Genomic DNA, 15,424 nt, shown 5'->3' with positions numbered 1-15,424 from the left:
TTATTCTCGACTGCCGCCTTAATTAAGGCAAATCAATAATAAATCCAATACCTTTATTCTCTAATCCATCAGTGACTTTTAATGTTGCACCTATTTTTGATGCCAGGTTATGGGCAATAGATAATCCTAAACCGCTTCCTGTTTCTAATGTTCCAGGAACACGGTAAAAGCGAGAAAATAGATGTGCGCGGCTCTCTTCTGGAATACCGCGTCCATTATCTTGAACTGTAATGGTGGCACCAAAAGGAGTGAGATCGACCAGTGTCACTTTTATTTTGGCTTTTTCAGGAGAATATTTAATCGCATTTTCGATTAAATTAGTGAACACATTACTCAGCGCTAGCTTATCAGTTTCAACATAAAAAGAATCTGGACTGGATAATTCCACATCAATATGTTTATTGAGGGCATAAGGAATATGGGATGAAATGAGATTACTGATTAACATCGGTAAATCAATTTGCTCTTTACGAATGGCAAAATCTTCCGCTTCCAAACGTGCGAGATCAATTAATTGATGAGATAAAGAGGCGGCGCGCGTTAATGTCTCTTTCATATCATTAATAATCTCGGCTTTTTCTTTTGGATTATCGATATGCATTAACACATGTAATTGTGCTGTTACCGCTGCAATCGGAGTCCGCAATTCATGAGCCGCATCTGCCATAAAACGTTTTTCGCGTAAATTAGCGGCATCGACTCGTGCCATTAATTGGTTAATCGCGGAAATAATAGGGCGAGTTTCTTTATACATATCTTTGGTATCAATCGGCGTTAAATTTCCCGGTTGACGCGATGAAATAATTTTAGCGACTTGTTTAATTGGACGAATACTAAAATAGGCAGTGATCAAAATAGCGATTAACATTATGCCCAAAATAAAGGCGAGAGGAATTGCAGTGCCTTCGGCTGGGTTACCAATTAACTTTCGTCGCTCAAGATACGATTCTGCAATCACAACTTCGAGGGTATGGTCATCATCCCATGCAGAAGTGAAATGCCAATCTTTATGTTGAGCAGTTAGCATATCGACTGATTTTAGTGATGGGTCTGAAATCTTTTCACTATTGCGATATAGCACATGTCCCCGATTATCCCGCACAACCATATACGGTTTATAGCTAGTTTCAATGCCGTTTTCCATGGCATCGGTATACATTTTTTGCAGAATAACCGCGAGCTTATCAAAATATTCTGGGGTATCTGACACCGTGCCTAATGTACGCGCAATCCCTTGTGTGACAATTTGCTGTTGTTGGTTAAATTCATCATCATCGACCAAATCAGGTAGATAAAAAAATTGTAACCAACCGACTAGCAGCAGCCATAAAAAGATGACTGCGCCAATCTGAATACCAAATGTGTAGACAAGAAAGGATTTAATCTTCACCAGATTGCGCTTCTTTTTTTAGTAAATAGCCGATGCCACGGATAGTAATAATTCTGTCTTTACCAATTTTGCGGCGTAAATTATGAATGTGGACTTCAAGGGAGTTACTTTCCACATCATCCAAGCCAAATAAACGTTGCTCTAAATCTGTTTTTCGCACGACATTGTCGGCATTTTTAATTAACTCGTATAGCAACAAATATTCCTTGCCGGAGAGTAATAATAATTGACCATCCAAGGTGACTTGGTGATTTAACGGATTTAATTGCAGATTATCCAATTGCCAAATTTCAGATGAAAACCCAGCCATACGGCGGCTAATAGCCTTTACGCGAGAAATTAATTCTGGCATCTCAAAGGGTTTTGTTAAGAAATCATCGGCGCCAGAATCTAAGCTCGCCACTAAATTATCCATTTTATTGCGGGCGGTAAGAATAATAATCGGTATTGATTCTCCAGATTGGCGCCATGAAATTAATTCCTCTTGACCATCACCATCAGGTAATCCCAAGTCTAAAAGCATGACATCAAAATTGCGTGCCTGTAATTGCTGCTTAGCATCCGATAATAATCTGACCCAGCAAGGATTAAATCCGGCTAATTCCAGTCCACGACATAACGCTTTGCCGAGCTGAAGATCATCTTCTACCAATAAAATATTCATATTTATTACCTCTGTTGCGGAGTATAAGCAGACTCCGCTCACCCAGCAACTAGGATATTTATCCCCTTAAGCATCCCTTAAGGTTGGTTTAACCAAATATTAAGGTACTAAAATGCAAAAGCACTAATATACCCTCAACAACCATAACAAGAGCATTCATCATGAAAAAAGCGTATATTGAAGTGCCTCTATTTATCGGGATTATTTTTTTTGCCATGGTATTTATGGGGGCGAGTTTCAATAAACCACAATTGGCGTTGAATCCGACAAAATTAAATGAAGTTCAGCGATGCACTGATGCGAAAACTTGCTTAGTAGAGGCTCGAATACTTGAAGTGAGTAAAACGAAACGTAATCCGGTGAATGAGTTTAAATCGTATCTTCGTCAGAAACTTTATTAATAGTCTTTCGATAATGGCGGAATAGTGAATTGTGGTGCTATCGGTTTTTATACGCAAAAGCGTATAAGTGATAGGCAGAAACACATTAAAAGTGATTCAGATTAACTTCAAAGAATAGCGAATTAAGAAATGGAAGATAGATATTACCCTTCCATTTCTCTGCTAATCATCTAGTCATCGGCATTTGCTTCAGGTAGCCAGCCGTCATCCATCCAAATTTCTTCTAAGATCTCTTCAATGCGTAATTTATCATCCGCAATCTTCGTTCCTGAAATATTAATCGCCTGCTGAGAGCTAAAGCCCACTCGAGTGACCATATCAGGGTACTGTGACTGTAGTTTGCGTAAAATCTCAGACTCTAAAGCTTGTAAAACCAAGCCACTTGGTTTTTGCGGTGAATTCTTATCAAATAACACTTCGATGCGTAACATAATAGCCTCTACTAAAGACTGTATTAATATACAGTATTTTTAGATCTATATGGGGATATTGTCAATATCCTGCATTGAATATTTTTTTATTGTGATAGCAGGCTAACTCTTTTTATTTCGACAAGTTAATCCGATAACCTTTAAAAGAAGCTGGCAGAAATATTAATACACAACCCTAAAATGGCCATATTAAAGACAAATGAAATAATGGATTGGAGCAATACTGCGCGACGCATAGGGGTTGAGGCTACTTCTACATCTGCCGTTTGTGAGGCGACGGCAATGGTGAATGAGAAATACATAAAATCCGAATAGCTGGGTTGGGTGATTTTATCGGGGAAAATTAGCCACGGTTTTTCATTTTCACTATTGCCGTAATAGAGATGGGCATAGTGCATGGTAAAGCCCGTGGGTAAGAGCAGCCAAGAGGATATCAATGTCGAGGCAGTTAAAATATAAGAGTAAATTTTATCGGCTTTCGGGATATCACTGTGTCCGCCCAAGGCAAAAAATAAGGCTAATAAACTGACGCAGCAGCCTGACATCAAGAAAAATATTACCATGCTCGCGCTTTCATCTTCGATTTTTGTCAGCTTACGAATGTCTTTCACATTGTGGCTAATAATTCTCTGGAATAGAAACAGCAAATAACACCACGCAAATGCGTTCCAACTGATAATTAAGTTAATAATCAGACTTTGTGTTTGAAATAAAGCGAAGAAAGTGATGAAAGCAACAATGAGCGAGACCAAAAAGCGCGGTCGAGAATGAAATGCATGACGTAGCTGGTGGGTGATACGAGCAGCACAGCGAAGCATGGGGTATTCCTTGAAAAATAATTATCACGTTAATTTAAAACGAGTATATCACTGAAAAAAATGGAGCACGAATAAGGTGCTCCATACAGGTATTGCTTAGGAATAAATAGGTTTATTTTTCGCTTTGTCTTATCAACGCATAGCGATTCAGTAGCTGTTTAAAATGATTATCAATCCGTTGATATTCAGATTCAGGGACGGAACCTTGGGTTTGAAGTTGCTCAAGACGACGTAATTCCTCTTCCAAAGGAACGCTTTGATTAAAATGCTGGCGAGCATTGAAAATAATGGTTTTTAATTCAGACCCCGTGATATAGCTGCGAGGTTTACCATCAAGACTGTCTAAGCGCGTACTGAGATTATTTAGCTCGGCCATCCCTTCAGACCACTGTTGTAATTTATCGTTAGATAGCGCATTAATTTGCATATTTTGCTGCCATTTATCGTTAAATGCGCTGACTTCTTGACGTTCACCATATTGCTTAGTGAGGTAACTCACCATGTTTAATCCATACAGCTGAGGCCAAATTGGGGAGACGGACTCTAATTCCACGAGATAGTTATCGATTACCTTGAGTTTTTCAGGGGAAAAACTATTGGGTTGTGCGGCATTAGGCTGTAATTGTTGCTCAATAATTGAGGCAATATTCGGCGTAAAGTCAGGTAATTGGGGTAGCGCTTGCGCTAAAACATGGTTATTGATTTGTGGGTGTAACATATACAAAGTTCCTGCACACAGCGCGCCTGCGAGCACAATACCAAAAGCCAAACCCACACAAATGCCTTTGCGGTAAGAAGGCTTGATCGGTGTCGGTGTGCTGATAGTAGCATTGGCTTTGATGGAAATTGGCGTTGCTGCGGTACGGGCATGAAATGATGATGGAGAAGTTTTTGGTAATTGCAGTGGCGTCGGTGGAATAAAACCATTGTCGGGAACATCGGTATTTTCGAGCTGCTTGGCTTGAGTGATGAGCAAGTTTTGCAGTCGTTCCAGCTGAGTAAGGTGTTTGAGCTCTAATGTTTGTAGCAGCTGCCCAATTTGGTTGAGCGTCGCTTCAGTTTGATACAGTGCTGGCAGGTCTGCATAAACAGGCGCATGGGCGCGTAATCCTGTCATGAGTTGTTGGCTCAGCGTAGCGAGGATCTCAACCCGGGCATGGGTCTGTTGTGGCCATAATCCTTGCCAGTGGCGGCTCAGTAAATGTTGAAGTAAAGATAAGCCTTCGTTTAATCCCGCGATACCATTTTGATGCTGGCGGATCAGGGTAAACCATGCGCAAGTTTGTAAATCAGCGCCGTTTTGGTTGAATAAGGACAAACATAGCCCATGAGCTCGCGCCCAGTCTACATCAGGGCGGGCGGGGTGAAAGCGTTTATTTAATTCTTCTTTGAGCGCGGCAAAATCAGCCAGCGTGCGCGGGTCGCCACCAAGGCGCAATGTGTTTAAATCTGGGTTCATAGTTTTCTCACGCTATCGTCGGTTTAAATCGTATCGAATTGTTTTTTTAGATGGTGTATGAGAATGCGCCCATCCGGCATAAATTCAGTGCCATAACGGATCAAACCTTGCTCATGTAATTCAACCTCAAGGGCGTAATGGAGCGCCCCAAAGCTGTTTTGCGGTAATAACACTAAAGAGAGTGATTTGATGCGGGGCTCATACTTGAGTAACGTGGCCGATAAAATGGTCATCATATTGTGAGCGGTGCCGGGGAGACCTTGGATCATTTTACTCATATCTGGTAGTCCGTAGTCGGGAAGGTGCTCGATACTGCCCGCTCTGGCGTTGAGAATGCGGCGAATATTGTCCATCACAGACACCATCACTTGGTCATGTTCTGGGATAGCATCAATATCCAATCCACCCGCAAAATACCCCGTCAACATTTCGTATAATGAAGGCTGGGACATGCTATTTTTCTCCGAGTGGTTTTAAGGTCATGGAGTTATCCGCGAGGGTGAGTAAGCGTGGGTCATCCGGTAGTAACCGCTTTTTGGGGATCACTACGCGCCAGTCGTCGGTGATAAGGTCAGGATGATGGAACATCACGGCGACGGCTACAAATTCAGCGCCGTCTTCAAGGGGCATGTCGAGGGAAATCGACTCACCCGGACGAATGCGTAAATCTTTTTGGACCACGAGAGAGGATTTTAGTACTTGGCTATCTTTGGCAAACAACGACGCGTAATCACTCTCATCAAAGCTTTCCGTATCTTTTAATTGATATACGCGAATGATGGTGGATAGCGATGCGCCTGTATCATCGGTATTGAGCGCTTCACGTGCCACGAAATCAAGATGGACGACTTTCACTTGCTTATAAAATATCGCGCTTGCTGCACTACGAGTGCCATCGCTGACCATTTGAGTGAGCCCGCATCCAGCGAGATTTAATGCAGTCAGAAGCACCAATGTTTTGCCGCAAAATGGCAGTAAAGGGATGTGTTTCATAGGATAGTCCCAGAATTAGAATCGATAATTAGCGTAATGTGAGGGCGGCGTAGAGTGTGATGTTGCCGATAATCGCTGATAGCGCCCTAAATTTAAGGTAATAATGTGTTCTCGGTGAGGGGCATTAGGGGTTAATGCGCCCATCGCGGCGGTACGTCCCAGTTGAACACCTTGGTGAGATTGCGTGCTTAACGTTGCGTTAGGGAGCAACTTTCTGGGTAATTTGAGACAAAGACGGGCATTGACTCTTGACCCTAGGTAAACATGCAATAGCGCCATTAAATCTTGATACAGTTGTCCGTCAGGCAACCAATTGCGGGCTTCATCAAAGTTATCTGTCTGTAAGGTAATCAAAATTTGGCTGTTTACATCGGTAGAATACTGACCTAAAACGGGCTTGTTGGTTAAGGTCATCGGTGTTCTGCACGATAGCCCTGTTTGAGTTGTTTGCTCGATACGCCGCGGGTCATGGGGTTTGATTTTTACGTGAGTGTCAGGCGCGAGTAATTTAACGAGTGACACAACGCCTTCAGCGGTGCGGGTTGGAAAACGTAACGTACCCAGTAAGGCGAGAAAGCGGGATAAAGGCGCTTGCACATGTTGAGCTGTGCCTGGGATCCCTAAGCCAATTAACCCATACAAATACTGGGAAGTTTCATCTTCGCCACCCGCGGAAAAGGTTGCTGGATAGGAATATTTTCGCCAAATACGGTAAAACTGCGTGGTGAGCCGATGGTTAAAAATATCCAAAAAATCCGTGAGCGATTCGGTCCCTTCCCGCTGTTGCGCGATGTCATCGAGGTAGGCGGTGGGTAACGGTGATGTGACACCATATAACCCTAAAAAGGTAGTTCGAATACTGGGTGTGTTGCTATCTCGGTAGCGGTCTTCAATGTCGATGCCTTTAATTTCGGTGACAGGAAAACCCATCCCACGATGGGGACGAAACCGGATAACATCGGTTTTTGGATCTTGGGTGCTACCAAGTGGCGGGCGCTGTTTATTACTCTGTTCTAGCAGTTGGCAAAACCGATAGAAGTTAACCAGTGGTAGACGCTCCCCTAGCGCATCAAAAAGCTGATTTACTGAGGATGATTCTCTGTCCATGTGAGGCTATTTCCTGTTGGTAAAATATGGAGAGTCAATTGGTTAAATAGATGCACGTCGGTGTACAGTGCGAAAAAGCGGTTGAGCATTTCGCCAAAGAGATGAATATCACCTTCACCGTTAAATCCGTTGCTATCAAGGGTGATATCGATGGCAATACCGCGCTGTAAAAAGCCTTTTTCGAAACGCTCAATAAGGTGCTGTTCAACGTGGATCATGGCATCGAGTTTGCGGCTGTTTAAATCATCTTCGCGCCAGTCATAGAGCGCCAATGTGCCGCGCAATACTTCCACGTTGTCCATCATATTGAGGAAACTGGCGCCAAGGTGGCTGAGAACGCGCCAATGGAAACGGTCTTCGGCTGGGGGATAGCAAGGCAGGGTTGGTTTGCATAAATTGCGAACCTGCAATTGGGTTTGTAGAGTTTCTTCGGTTCTGTCGAGCAATGTACTTTGCAGCGCTTTGCGTGGAAGTTGCCCGTTAGTGCCGGTTAATTGCAAAGATAAGGTTTCACTTTCAAGAGCAGCGGTCGGCTGTTCGCGTTCTCCCCCTAAAATCAGCCATGTATCATGTAACCCGCTGACCCCGCGCTTAACGCGAGTGTGGTAGTAGTGTTCTGGTGCATTGCGTCGCAACATACCGCCTCGATGGCGAAAGCTGCTGAATGGAACATAGTGAATGTGTTCACCTCGCCTTGTGCCATGAACGGTATCGACAGCATAAATTTCGGTATGCCCATCTTGTAGGCGACGGGGACGCAGTAAATATTCACTTTCTAACCCGTTAACGGTAAGAGGGTCCGCTTCAATATTGAATAAGTTGATCACCGGAACGCTATGCAGTTTTAGGTTGTCGCGACTTAATGGAATGTCGCTATCCCACAAGGTATCGAGCACAATCTCCAGTTCAAAGTGACTTAATCCTTCAGGTAATTGAATTTCACCAAGTCCGTTTAAATTGACGAAGAAAAACTTTTCTCGAAAAGAAAAATACTCCAGCAACAACTGGTAGCCACTAAAAGTACTATCGCCTTTAGGCCACAGTTGATCTTCTTCGGCAAATCCGCCGGGGGAAAACCACAGCGGTAAACGAACGCGGTCAGGGGATGACGGTAAACGAATATAGGTCGCCGCGACGTGTTTGGTGAGTGCCAGATGCAGGGCGTAAGTGGTCGGAACATCCCCCGCTAAATAGAAGGAAATGGCGCCAAGAGGGCTCTGTTTCCAATCGACAAGTTTTGCACAATCGAAGCGTAATCGGATCACGGAACGGCCATCAGGCTCAGTGGTTAAATTCACTGTGGATAGCGCAATGGGATTTAAGGTTAAATCCCGTGTAGTGCGGTAACGACAAACGGTTTTCTTCTCGCCAATTGGGCGTGAAAGCACTTCAAAATTGGCTGGGATCACCGACGATAATTTCATATCGTGAATATCCGGTGCAAGTTCAACCACGGACAGGGAAGGGATGGTTTGTAAATAATGAGGCCAGAGTAGGCTGACCAATCCCTCCGTTAATTCAGGTAAATCATCATCAATTTTTTGGCGCAGTTGCCCCATCGAAAAGGCAAAACCTTCAAATAGTCGCTCAACAAAAGGGTCGGGAATGCCGGCTTTGTCTAAATCTAATAGTGCCGCCCGGTCGGGATGAGCTTGGGCGAACTCTTTGGCAGCTTCGCGTAGATAGCGCATTTCTGCATCATAATAGCGAAGGGTTAAATCATCCATTCGTATCACTCTCACTGATTAATTTAAGGGTAGAGCACCAATGCTCGGACAGGATCTAAGCGAGTTAATTGAGCCAATAATTCAGACATTTGATGATGTAACTCGGCTTTATCCGGTGTATTACGTTGTGCTTTACCGCGCAGAAGTTGTAATTGGCGGGCTTTGACTTCAAACAGGGAATGCGGTTCCCAATCAGCCAGTTGCATGTGTTCAGCGCGATTATCTAATTCACGCAATAAGTTCAGCGCTAAATCATGACGGGCAAACTGCTCTGCCACTCTTGCCATTACCAATTGCAATAGCCATTTTTGGCGGGTGGTCTGAATATTCGGGCGAGACATTAACCATGCTAGTGCAGCTTCCACCCCTTCGGTATCGGCTTGCGTTAATGCTTCTTGCTCTAAGGCGAATATCGAGCCGTTATCATCATCATCCGCGCCTTGAACTGGCATATGGTGCAGAGACTGAATGTTATCTTCCAGAATCTGTTGTTTGATCCACGCGAGGGTCACTTCATCAGCAAAGGGGGTGCCATCTTCCCATGCGAGATTTTCTAACCCGGGTAGGCGCAATAAAAATTGTTTTAAATCCGAGGCAATAACGTCTGCCCAACCGTTCCAAGGCGCGGGAGATTTACTGAGCGCTTGGTGTAGGTACCATTGAACGTCTAACCAAAAATGGTTAACGCCTTCGGCAAATAGACGGTCGGCTTGTTCGGTGAGCTCCAACCAGTTTTGTTGCAGATATAAACGTTTTAATTGGGCTTTCGCATCCGAGCGCGGTGGGGCTAAACGTGTGCAACCATGCTGGTTCTGTGGTGGCGATTGGTGCAGGGTATCCCAACGGACAGATTTCATCAGCCGGTGACCCGACAGCCAGCCGTTGGGTTGATTACGTAGATAATTGGCAAGGACTTTGGCTTGGTCGAGCAGCTCACGACCTGATTGTATGGGGGCGATAGGGCTGATCCCCGAGGCAGTTTGCTTTATCGCGATATTTTCCGACGCTTTGATATTTTGCGGGACGACACTATCAGCCCCACCCGATTGGGCGAGCCGATTTTCTAAAGCCCGTAAAAGGGGAGCAAGGTTAGGGCGGCTTGCTTCATCCCACGTATTAAACTCATCCACGATCGCGCTAAGTAGCGCCACAATGCGGGAAAATTCGTTGCTATCCACCTCAGGGTAGAGGGATAAGCTGTCGATAACACGTTGACCCGCCAGCCATTCGATGGCGGCTTTTCGGCTATTTGGGCGCGAAGGTAGTAGGCTGTCATGGTAGCGATGCAGTAATCCTGCGAGTAGACCTAGCCCATCGGCTAATCCTGTTTCCCCTTCGCGATGCAAACGCGCCCAAATATAATAAGTGATAACTCGCGCATCTTTGCAGACGTTGGTTAGGAGGTTTTCGGCAAGAGCACAAATTAATTCAGTGTCTGATCCCGAGAGTTTGTTGACTTCTTCTTTCATGCGTTCGAAGTCATCGTCATAACCGGGGTCATCCCCCATTGGATTTTCAGCTGTAATGGGCAGTAGCCAGCGCTCCCATAGTGCCACTTGTTGCTCAACAAGCTGGTTAGCAGCAAGCGGATTTCCAGTAAAGCAAGCGGTGCGCAAGGCAGTTAATAAAGGCATAGGTGATGTCCTATCGGTGGCTAATCCAAAAAGATTTTTTCAGGCAAAACGAAATTGCGCAGTTTTAATAGTGCCAGCGGGCCTTGACCCATTTCGGTGCGCAGTTGGTAATTCAGCGTGTTGCCATCCGGTGTTACCCACGAGACGGTATAGCTGCTAGTGCTGCCCGCATAAGGCGCGACGTTGGCCGTTTCGAGTAAACGGATCAGCCCCCAAACACCACGATGATCGCCATAGAGTCGGGTACCCGATGACGTAGTCATCCAGGTTAAAGATGCGCCAGACGCGACGGTATCGGCAGGCCAAACAAAACGTTGCCATTCTGGGAACTGGTTATCGTAAGTGAGATTTTGTTTATCGATCACCAATATGGTTTGCATCACATTTTTACTGGTGCCTGGACGCATTTCAAAGTAGAGGCGCGCTTCCCCGTTCGCGAAAGCCACATCACCTAACTCTGTCAGGGTATTTAGCGCGGTTAAAAAGGCAGGGTTAAAGCGTAAGCCTTGGGCATTGGTGCTATTGGGGACCCAATGGTTGCCTTCTTTGCGTAAAACCCCTTGCAAGCGCGTTTCTAAGAAGCGTTGGATCCGACCATTATCGGGGCGCAGATATTGCGCCATCAACGGTAAGGAGATATCGCTTTGGGTATTTTTTAGAGGATAGCGTCCGCCGAAAGCGTTGTTCCATTCACTGACAATGGCATTTTGCCATTCGCTATTAATACCTTGGGCGGTTGGTGTGAGTAATTGCTGCCACGCTTGGGTCATCGGCTCCACTAACAGCGCATCCCCAAAGCTTTGCCACTCTTGCCCAAAGCTGGCGGCAATCAAACTACCCATATCCCGCGCTTCGGCGAAATCGACATTTTTACCTTCTAGAATACTTTGCGCGAAGGATTGAGACATCGCTTGCGGATCCGGTGCATTAACCACTTGCTGAAGTTTTAATCGCACGCGGGTTATGCGGGTGAGATAGGCTTGTAGGCTGAGGTTATCGCTTGTTTGCGTGGCGGCTTGCGGGTCCACAAAATTCAGAATGGGGGCGAAGGTATCTTCAAGTGGACCCGTAAAGTCGGCTTTCTGACTAATGACGGGTTTCTGTTCTTTATTGAGCAGGTCTTTCGCGGAGTTCATAAAGGAGTCAGCGAGCTTTTCTTGCTGGCGTCCGGTTTTCCCTTGGTAAGCCACGGTATTCATCAATGCAATGACGGGTGACTGGCGCACATCGCTCATCAAAGATAATTGGTCGATAGTATCAGACAAGCTTTCAGTATGGCGCCATTGCAGGCTATTGAGGAAGTTTAACCAGCTATCAGAAAAGTCAGCAAAATAGCGTTCAGTAAGCTGCTGCTTAAGTGCATCAGGCGAAATATCTTGGCTAAGTTCATGCTGGCTATCACTCAATACCCAATCAATTTCATTGCGGCGAGATTCAACCACTTTTTTGATGGCAGGTTGAATAGACTCTTCCCACGCTTTGCGGGTAAAAATACCTGACACAAACTCATCCGTGGTGAATAAAAAGCTGGCATCGGTATCGCCCGTCATATCATCTAAGGTCATATCAGGGAACTGATGTTGCGCTTGTAGTAACACTTCTTGATATAGCGTAGCACTTTCGCTGCGTTGACCAATTTGTCGAATGAGTAAAGTGCGACTTTGATTAATCAGGTTATTGTTGGCAGTTAATTGCCATTCGGGGTGCTTCGGTAGCTGTTGGGCATAGAACATAAGTAATTCTTTACCGAGGGTTTGCCATTCGCCTTCGTTCATTCCTTGCGGGACGGGGAGAGTCGAGAGCACGCTATCAGTAAAAAACGCCGGATCCATGCGCTCAGGGGTACTCATCATTAAGTAGGTTTTTAGGCTTTGATACGCCCCTTGGGTGGCTTGGCGACGGTCATCACTGTTAGGGGATAACTGGGCGTAGGTTTGTAATTGTTGAGTCAATTGTTGAGCGATGGTATCACGCAAAGGCGGTAATACCGTTTCTTGGTACAGTGGCCATAAATGGGCTAATAGTGGCTGATTACTGTTTAGCCCAAAATGGAGCCAGAAAGGCACCGAAGTTTGTTCGCGATGATTGAGTAAGCCTAGGGTTTGCTGAAAATCATACTGGGCTTTGAGGCGTTCAGTTTCCGGTAATTGTGCGTTAGCAGCGACGCTTGCGCTTTGGTAGCTCTCTTCAATAAGCTGGCGATTGGCGAAGTAAGAGACAATCATACCGGCTCCCCATAAGGTCATGGCGGTGGCTGCGCCGTATTGAACGAGACGTTTTTTGTCAAAGCCTAAAGAGGCAGGCTGTAAACCGGATGCCAGTTCAGATTGCACATTCAACCAGCTTTTCCAGCGGGTATCAGGGTGCCAACTATTGGGTAAACGTTGCTGATTTAACGGATTGATACAAGGGCTAAATGCAATGCCGGAAAAAGGCAGCGTACGTAATTGGGTATTGAGTGGGGCTAATGCGGTTGCAAGCTGCTGGCTGCCACCGTTTTGTAAAAATTGGGCTAAGGCGAGTAGATAGGTGTGTTTTTGTTCGCGCAGTAATGCTTGAGTTCCGTTGATCACAAGTGCAGGGATCAGGCTTAATAAGCTAGGCGATAGCGCCTCGGCTGGCATATTTTGCTCTGTCATACAGAGGATAGAGGGCGTTTCAACAGCGCTGAGGGATTGCTGGTCACTGACACTCCATACCCAAACTGGCGCACGCCAACCTAATTCTTGGAAGAGGTTCTGGATAGCGCGCCCTGCATTGTGGGCTGTTGCGGTATTGAGGTTAGTGAAAGTGACGTTGTTGTCTAAAAGCTGAGATGAAATGCTGTTTTCAGTCACCCAAATCACGCCATCGAGCGGACGACGTCGGCGTAGGTGTTTGAGGGTTTCTAGTCGCTCTGAATCGATGGAACTCCCGATATCGCCACCGTAGATAAGTAGGGTTCCATCACACTCTTGCCAGATTTCTTGCGTCAGGCTAGGAGCGAGTTTTTCGACGGCGGAGTGGGAGCCAAGGAGATAAATAACAGAAATTTTATGTAAACAAAATCGACCATATACTTGTCTTAGAGCCTGCAACATTTCATTCGACGTATTATTATCATTGGCTTTTTTTAACCATTTATATTTATGCAAAAATGGCGCTATTGATGAAAGCGATATTCGGCGAATGAAGAACAAATAGACAGGGGCAATTAATAGTAGAATGAACCAAGAAATAACTGAATATAGGAAAATGGATTTATCAGAATATTGAGTCGCAAAATAGTCATTTCCAAATAAGGAATAAAAAGTACCAGCTAAAATCACTATTACAGTGATTGCTAGTAAATAGCCAATAATCAATGCACTTATTGGGGTTTTGGAACTTATTTTATCTTTGCTCATGACGGGAAATAACTCCAGCAAGGTGTTTATTGTCAATGATGTTCGACGTCCATCCACAAGAATCGATATTATTCTGTATACAATGGATTGTTGATTGAGAAATAGCTAGAAAAGGAGAAGACCGAGTGACTCCACCGTAGTATGGAAAAAGAACATTATCGATACAGATCCAATCGGTAGAAGCGAATGCAATAGCACTTTTACTATCCATAGAAATGGTGAGGCTAGGAGCCGTTTTTAGGTTTGCATATCGCTTTAAGTGAGTTGTTAGTTGATTAATATCTTCATAATGAGCATCAATGGTTTCACAACGATGAATAGCGTAATTTCCCGTATTCCCAATTAACCAAAGAAACCCGCTTTCGGATTGAATCACCTGTTCTGCTTTATCAAACAAATTTGTACCAGCAATGATGAGCTGTTCGTTATCACCATAATGCTCATAATGATTGTCAATAATATCATCAAGGTCATTAATTGAATGAATGATATTCCTATCGATAGAAGTATTACTATATAGCTCATTAAATAAATTCAAGAAAATAGCTAGTGTTGATTCGGTTCCGAGCCAGTAAATATTCTTAATATTTAAATTTGAGTTCATGTGTTTAAATTTAAATTCATTAAATAATAGTTTGGCGAGCATTTCATCTTTGTTTTTTTGATCACCTATTAAAATAGGGCATCGAAGAATTTGTTTTTCACCATTAATTTCTGGTGGTGAAGGGATAATTCTATTACGGATTAGCATCTGCCAATCCATTTGATTGCTACCCAAGCAACCAATAATTATAGTATCAATAATAGGTATATTTTTTGATTGATAGTCCCACCACATACTTTTATCTTTTTCAGTTGATTCAAGGTGAATATTTTTATGATAGGTGCGTATTTGGTAAATAAAGTAATAAATAGAAAATATTAGTAGATAAATAAGAGCAGGTAAAATAAAACCAGCAAACCAAAAAAGTGTGGTTTTATTGGGTGTATTTTTAGGCCAAAAAATATTAGTGATGAGTAAGAAGATAGAAATGATAATAAGGATACCTTGTCCCCACCGTTTCCAATTAATCGGGGGGACATTGGGTATTTCAGGGTAGTAAGGGGGTATTCTCATGGCTTAATGTTCATCATTGCAAGGGAACTAACCAGCGTGCAACCGCATGCACAGCGATGCCCATCTAGAGCAACTGGATTACCATTCATGGATGAACCCGATGTCCCTTCTACGATAGTGGTGCGTCCATGACGATTGCATACGGCACTATCGCCAACACAAGCGGCAGGTTTTCCAAAGGCAAGATATTGTCCAGTTAGTACATTACCACCATAGGGTTTTAATGTATCACCAACACGAATAATATTTTTCATGATTGATTTTCGTTATAGAATTTGTTTTAAATTGAATTCAGGT

Annotated in this window: 14 protein-coding genes; 1 reads left to right on the top strand and 13 read right to left on the bottom strand. The window is 44.2% G+C overall.

The genetic code is table 11. The annotated features are described in order from the left end of the window. Positions 1-22: 22 nt before the first annotated feature. Positions 23-1,390 (bottom strand): sensor histidine kinase, encoded by a 1,368-nt coding sequence (locus tag ACY3ZI_RS12545; RefSeq protein WP_211886023.1) that lies wholly within the window; start codon positions 1,388-1,390, stop codon positions 23-25. Then, complete coding sequence (locus tag ACY3ZI_RS12540; RefSeq protein ID WP_132495368.1) at positions 1,380-2,054, bottom strand: response regulator; 675 nt, start codon at positions 2,052-2,054, stop codon at positions 1,380-1,382. Before ACY3ZI_RS12540 ends, ACY3ZI_RS12545 begins: the two co-directional genes overlap by 11 nt. Before the next feature lie 161 nt (positions 2,055-2,215). On the opposite strand from ACY3ZI_RS12540, the gene ACY3ZI_RS12535 reads away from it, so the two are divergent. Then, positions 2,216-2,455, top strand: coding sequence for a hypothetical protein (locus tag ACY3ZI_RS12535; protein WP_036952939.1), 240 nt, complete (start codon positions 2,216-2,218; stop codon positions 2,453-2,455). Positions 2,456-2,625: 170 nt separating this feature from the next. On the opposite strand, the gene ACY3ZI_RS12530 is transcribed toward ACY3ZI_RS12535, so the two are convergent. The 11 genes from ACY3ZI_RS12530 to ACY3ZI_RS12480 all read right to left on the bottom strand — a co-directional run bounded on the left by ACY3ZI_RS12530 (position 2,626) and on the right by ACY3ZI_RS12480 (position 15,381). Next, the gene (locus ACY3ZI_RS12530; RefSeq protein ID WP_487375281.1) at positions 2,626-2,886 is read right to left on the bottom strand and encodes a DinI-like family protein; all 261 of its coding nucleotides are present in this window, start codon (positions 2,884-2,886) and stop codon (positions 2,626-2,628) included. A gap of 140 nt (positions 2,887-3,026) precedes the next feature. Next, on the bottom strand, positions 3,027-3,704 hold the full coding sequence (locus tag ACY3ZI_RS12525) for a DUF1345 domain-containing protein (RefSeq protein WP_487375280.1): 678 nt from the start codon (positions 3,702-3,704) through the stop codon (positions 3,027-3,029). A 112-nt stretch (positions 3,705-3,816) separates the two neighbouring features. Then, entirely contained in the window at positions 3,817-5,163 is a 1,347-nt protein-coding gene (locus ACY3ZI_RS12520) for a VasL domain-containing protein (RefSeq protein WP_487375279.1), read from the bottom strand. Positions 5,164-5,186: 23 nt separating this feature from the next. Beyond that, entirely contained in the window at positions 5,187-5,615 is a 429-nt protein-coding gene (gene tssE / locus ACY3ZI_RS12515) for a type VI secretion system baseplate subunit TssE (protein ID WP_487375278.1), read from the bottom strand. Between the two features lies 1 nt (position 5,616). Further along, the gene (gene tssJ / locus ACY3ZI_RS12510) at positions 5,617-6,156 is read right to left on the bottom strand and encodes a type VI secretion system lipoprotein TssJ (RefSeq protein WP_487375277.1); all 540 of its coding nucleotides are present in this window, start codon (positions 6,154-6,156) and stop codon (positions 5,617-5,619) included. Between the two features lie 15 nt (positions 6,157-6,171). After that, complete coding sequence (tssG, locus tag ACY3ZI_RS12505; RefSeq protein WP_211886015.1) at positions 6,172-7,263, bottom strand: type VI secretion system baseplate subunit TssG; 1,092 nt, start codon at positions 7,261-7,263, stop codon at positions 6,172-6,174. Next, positions 7,239-8,990 (bottom strand): type VI secretion system baseplate subunit TssF, encoded by a 1,752-nt coding sequence (tssF, locus tag ACY3ZI_RS12500; protein WP_487375276.1) that lies wholly within the window; start codon positions 8,988-8,990, stop codon positions 7,239-7,241. Before tssF ends, tssG begins: the two co-directional genes overlap by 25 nt. Positions 8,991-9,013: 23 nt before the next feature. Next, positions 9,014-10,624 carry a type VI secretion system protein TssA gene (gene tssA, locus ACY3ZI_RS12495; RefSeq protein ID WP_487375275.1) on the bottom strand — a complete coding sequence of 537 codons (1,611 nt, stop codon included), beginning with the start codon at positions 10,622-10,624 and terminating at the stop codon, positions 9,014-9,016. A 20-nt stretch (positions 10,625-10,644) separates the two neighbouring features. Next, on the bottom strand, positions 10,645-14,010 hold the full coding sequence (locus ACY3ZI_RS12490) for an ImcF-related family protein (RefSeq protein WP_211886003.1): 3,366 nt from the start codon (positions 14,008-14,010) through the stop codon (positions 10,645-10,647). Continuing rightward, a complete protein-coding gene (locus ACY3ZI_RS12485) occupies positions 13,997-15,127 on the bottom strand; it encodes a hypothetical protein (RefSeq protein WP_211886001.1) in 1,131 nt (376 codons plus the stop codon). Before ACY3ZI_RS12485 ends, ACY3ZI_RS12490 begins: the two co-directional genes overlap by 14 nt. Next, on the bottom strand, positions 15,124-15,381 hold the full coding sequence (locus tag ACY3ZI_RS12480) for a PAAR domain-containing protein (RefSeq protein ID WP_211885999.1): 258 nt from the start codon (positions 15,379-15,381) through the stop codon (positions 15,124-15,126). The genes ACY3ZI_RS12485 and ACY3ZI_RS12480 overlap by 4 nt, the downstream gene beginning before the upstream one ends. Positions 15,382-15,424 lie beyond the last annotated feature (43 nt).

It is taken from the genome of Providencia sp. LY12 (assembly GCF_057621555.1).
This window is presented reverse-complemented; position numbering and strand designations above follow the sequence as displayed.